The organism is Geitlerinema sp. CS-897 (assembly GCF_028368005.1).
GTDB classification, from domain to species: Bacteria; Cyanobacteriota; Cyanobacteriia; order Cyanobacteriales; family Geitlerinemataceae; genus Baaleninema; species Baaleninema simplex.
Map to the genome: position 1 here is coordinate 1 of NZ_JAQNCQ010000180.1, position 4,765 is coordinate 4,765.

At 52.7% G+C, this 4,765-nt stretch carries 5 protein-coding genes; 2 read left to right on the forward strand and 3 right to left on the reverse strand.

What is annotated here, in order from left to right:
• The first annotated feature begins 175 nt into the window (after positions 1-175).
• Positions 176-838 (forward strand): C40 family peptidase, encoded by a 663-nt coding sequence (locus POG22_RS11180; protein ID WP_017661689.1) that lies wholly within the window; start codon positions 176-178, stop codon positions 836-838.
• 174 nt (positions 839-1,012) lie between these two features.
• Positions 1,013-3,838, forward strand: a complete 2,826-nt coding sequence (gene secA, locus POG22_RS11185) for a preprotein translocase subunit SecA (RefSeq protein WP_498905284.1) — start codon at positions 1,013-1,015, stop codon at positions 3,836-3,838.
• Here the strand turns inward: secA and POG22_RS11190 are convergent.
• From POG22_RS11190 to POG22_RS11200, 3 genes are all read right to left on the reverse strand, one after another.
• A complete protein-coding gene (locus tag POG22_RS11190) occupies positions 3,828-4,352 on the reverse strand; it encodes a hypothetical protein (RefSeq protein WP_498905285.1) in 525 nt (174 codons plus the stop codon). The genes secA and POG22_RS11190 overlap by 11 nt on opposite strands.
• A complete protein-coding gene (locus tag POG22_RS11195; protein WP_498905286.1) occupies positions 4,336-4,551 on the reverse strand; it encodes a hypothetical protein in 216 nt (71 codons plus the stop codon). The genes POG22_RS11190 and POG22_RS11195 overlap by 17 nt, the downstream gene beginning before the upstream one ends.
• Before the next feature lie 11 nt (positions 4,552-4,562).
• Positions 4,563-4,765, reverse strand: a 203-nt coding sequence (locus tag POG22_RS11200; protein ID WP_498905287.1) for a hypothetical protein, incomplete at its 5' end; no start/stop codon positions are given.

A 4,765-nucleotide genomic window follows, 5' to 3' on the forward strand; every position in this document is an offset into this window, starting at 1 on the left:
ATGGGGAAAACGTCTGGGGAGATAAACCCCTCTGGTACTTATTGGCAACAATGGGTAGTAAGGGTTGTCGCCGAACCAGAAATCTAGAACCGTGAGGTCTGGAGAATCCCCACGCCTTCAGGCTGGGGAGTATGTCAAGGTATCATCGGTCTGTCGTATACAGAGAAGAGGAAGAATGGGAGGACTCGGTGCCGCCTTTGGCAGAACCTTTCGCAAAGAAAGCGTTCTCTCGATTTACGAACAACACCGACCCCAGATGAAAACCGGAGATGTCATCGCCTTTTCCGGCAACACCGGCTTTTCTGACTTAATCAAATGGGGAACCGGTTCGATGTACTCTCACGTCGGTATTGTCTTAAGACTGGGATTGAGTGGAGGGTTTGGAGAAAGCGTCATGGTGGTCGAATCCACCACGGAAATTTCACATCACGAAGCCTCCGTCAGCGAAATTATCAAAGGCGTCCAACTCAACTGGCTCTCCAAACGCGCCCTTCTCTACGACGGTTCCGTCTGGTGGGTTCCCCTCAAAAACCCCTTACCGCCAGAAGGCCAAACTCAAACCGAAGCCTGGTTACGAGAAACCCACAACCAGCGCGTCCCTTACGATTTCGTTCAAGTCATGGGGTCGGGAATCGACCTGTTCGATCGCCTCGGCTTGAGCAATCAAGAAGACTTCTCGCGGCTGTTCTGTTCCGAACTCGTTACCAAAGCCCTCAAAATCGCAGGCGTTCTCGACGACGACCTCAACGCCTCCGAACAAACCCCCGCCGACGTGGTGAACTTCACCTGCTTAGACCGACCCGTTCTCATCAAATCCAACTCCGGCCCGGCCGAATAACCCCCGCAGGTGGGAAAACCCGCCCTTTCGTTTCTGTGCCGTACCAAATCAAAATGGTACGATGAACGTAAATTAACATTCGTCCTTAACATTAACCTTCAGACGCAACGCCCACTCGTGGGAGTTGAGGCGTGCGGTTGCAGACGGTTCGACACACGCTTTCTCTATCTGGCTATGCTTAAACGACTGCTCGGCGATCCCAACACCCGCAAGCTCAAAAAACTCCAACCCCTCGTTACGGAAGTCCAACTCTTTGAGGAAGAGATGCAGCCGCTTTCGGACGAAGAGCTGGCGGGGAAAACGTCTCAGTTCAAGCAACAACTCGAGAAAGCGACATCCGACGACGAACTCAACGAACTGCTCGAGGAAATTTTACCCGAAGCCTTCGCGGTGGTTCGGGAAGCCTCCCGGCGCGTCTTGGGAATGCGTCACTTCGACGTACAGGTTCTCGGAGGCGTCGTCCTGCACCAAGGGGAAATTGCCGAAATGAAAACCGGGGAAGGTAAAACCCTGGTGGCAACCCTTCCGTCTTATCTCAACGCCCTCTCAGGGCGAGGCGTTCACGTCGTCACCGTCAACGACTATCTGGCCCGCCGCGACGCCGAATGGATGGGACAAGTCCATCGCTTCTTAGGGCTGTCGGTGGGACTGATCCAGCAGGGGATGACTCCCGACGAACGCCGTCGTAACTACGCCTGCGATATTACCTATTGCACCAACTCCGAACTGGGATTCGACTACCTGCGGGACAATATGGCTACTTCGATGGAAGAGGTCGTGCAGCGTCCCTTTAACTACTGCGTCATCGACGAAGTGGATTCGGTACTCGTTGACGAAGCCCGCACTCCATTGATTATCTCGGGTCAAGTGGAACGTCCGAGCGAGAAATATCGCCGCGCCGCTGAAGTCGCCGCGAAACTGCTTCGGGGAACGGAAGAAGACCCGAAAGATTACGAAGTGGACGAAAAAGCCCGTAACGTCCTGCTCTCAGACGAAGGGTTCGCTCGAGCCGAAGAGTTGCTCGGTGTCAGCGATTTGTACGATCCCGACGATCCCTGGGCGCACTACGTTTTCAACGCTGTCAAAGCTAAAGAACTCTTTATTAAAGATGTCAACTACATCGTGCGTGATGGCGATGTGGTCATCGTAGACGAGTTTACGGGACGGGTAATGCCGGGACGCCGTTGGAGCGACGGCTTACACCAGGCGATCGAAGCGAAGGAAGGACTCGACATCCAGCCGGAAACCCAAACCCTGGCGACGATTACCTATCAAAACTTCTTCTTGCTGTACCCGAAACTGGCGGGGATGACGGGAACGGCGAAAACGGAAGAATCGGAATTCGAGAAGATTTACAACCTCCGCGTCACGGTGGTTCCCACAAACCGCCCCCTCCGTCGACAAGACCTGTCAGACGTGGTTTACAAAACTGAACCGGCCAAGTGGAAAGCCGTCGCTCAAGAATGCGCGGAAATGCACGAAAAAGGCCGTCCGGTACTGGTGGGAACGACGAGCGTGGAAAAATCGGAGGTGCTGTCGCGCCTGCTGAGTCAGTTGAACGTTCCCCACAACCTGCTCAACGCGAAACCGGAAAACGTGGAACGGGAAGCGGAAATCGTCGCCCAAGCCGGACGCAAAGGCACGGTGACGATCGCCACCAACATGGCAGGACGCGGAACGGACATTATTCTCGGCGGGAACGCGGACTATATGGCGCGGTTGAAACTGCGGGAATACTTCATGCCTCGCTTGGCGCGTCCAGACGAAGAAGGAAGTTTCGCCTCCCGCAAGGTTCCCGGTAGCAAAGGCCGCAGCAAAGCCAAAGGCTTCGACACCGCTACGAAACCGAAAACCTGGAAAGCTTCCTCGCAAATCTTCCCGGTGGAGTTGACCCCGGAGTTGGAACAGCAACTCAAGGAAATGGTCGATTTTGCGGTAAAGGAGTACGGCGATCGCAGTTTACCGGAGTTGGAAGCTGAAGAACGCATCGCGACGGCGGCGGAAAAAGCCCCGGTTGAAGACCCGGTGGTGCAAAAACTGCGGGAGGTGTACAACCAGCTTTTACACCACTACGAAGGCCATACTTCTGAGGAACATAACGAGGTGGTGGAACTCGGGGGACTGCACGTCATCGGAACGGAACGTCACGAGTCTCGTCGGGTGGACAACCAGCTTCGCGGACGGGCCGGACGCCAAGGAGACCCCGGTTCGACGCGATTCTTCCTCAGTTTGGAAGATAACCTGTTGCGGATTTTCGGCGGCGATCGCGTGGCGGGATTGATGAATGCCTTCCGCGTTGAGGAAGATATGCCCATCGAGTCGGGAATGCTGACGCGATCGCTCGAAGGAGCGCAAAAGAAAGTCGAAACCTACTACTACGACATTCGGAAACAGGTGTTCGAGTACGACGAGGTGATGAACAACCAACGTCGCGCCATCTACGCCGAACGCCGCCGGGTGCTGGAAGGGCAGGATTTGAAAGAGCGGGTCATCGAATACGCGGAAATGACGATGGACGATATCGTCAATGCGTACATTAACCCGGAACTGCCTACGGAAGAATGGAACCTCGACAAACTCATCGATAAAGTCAAGCAGTTCGTTTACTTACTCGACGAACTCGAACCCAGCCAGTTGGAAGACATGGCAGTCGAAGAAATTAAAATCTTCCTCCACGAACAGGTTCGCATTGCTTACGACATCAAAGAAGCGCAAGTGGAACGCATTCAGCCGGGGTTAATGCGCCAAGCGGAACGCTTCTTTATTTTGCAACGGATCGATACGCTTTGGCGAGAACACTTGCAGCAAATGGACGCGCTGCGGGAGTCGGTGAGTTTGCGCGGTTACGGGCAAAAAGACCCCCTCATCGAGTACAAGAGCGAAGGATACGAGTTGTTCTTGGAAATGACGATCGATATTCGCCGCGATGTGGTGTACTCGCTGTTCCAATTCCAACCCCAGGTACAGCAGTCGGTGGAAACGCCCTCGACTACGGCGTAGATAACGCTCGAACCTGTGGGGGTGACAAGAAGGCTAGAAAGCAGACTGGATAAGACTTATAGCCCTTTGACCTTGGCGATAATTTACTCGTTTGTGGGGGCATACGTTCAGTCAGAAATTGTTGTGCTTCTTCAGCAAACACGGTGAGAGAGTGCAGCCAAGCTCGGGCGCAGTTTCCCGTATAAAAATGACTGTATCTCGGATATTTACGCCCTTTTTCCGAGGGACGATTGACATAAGAATTGACGCCTTTTCGACGAACGAATTCACCGTGGAAGATGTCGCTGGCGTAAGCTAAAGTCATCAATAAAGTCAAGGCAACTAAGCGCTTGCCTCGGACGTGGGTATCTTCGAGATTGTTGCCACCACTTTTAAAATCTGGCTCTTCCGACCTTGGTGTGTAGGGTAAATGCTTGTAGCCTATATCTGGAAAGGAATTTCGCGATTTGAGCAGACTTTTTATACAGTTTAGCAAAAACTCTTTCCCTGTAAGGGTTTCAGCGATTTCTTGCATAGTAAGTTCGGAAGAGCCTAAAATCTCGAAACATTTCTTCAATTCCCATAGGTTGAGTGTAAGCGTCGAGAGCGGTCTTGAGATCGGGTAAGTTCGTTAAAATAAACCAAGCTTCTTCTGCTGTCCATCCGTGATATTTTTGTTGCCATTTTACAGCCAGATTTCCGAGATAAAAGCCTCGGGCTTTGGTAACTTTCATTCGGGTGCATCTCAATTATGTAAATTCATCGAATTGGGCGCACTCAATTTCCAGATCCCCGGCATCTCCAAGATGAGTATCTGTTTAGCGTAACGGCCAAAGTACGACGAAAGGGGGATGGCACAAGCCAGGACAAGTCGCCAAGCTAAAAGAGAAAGAGAAGCCAGTGGGTAAGTGAGCTTGTCTAATCGGAAAAAAGCCAAGGCCGAGCCAG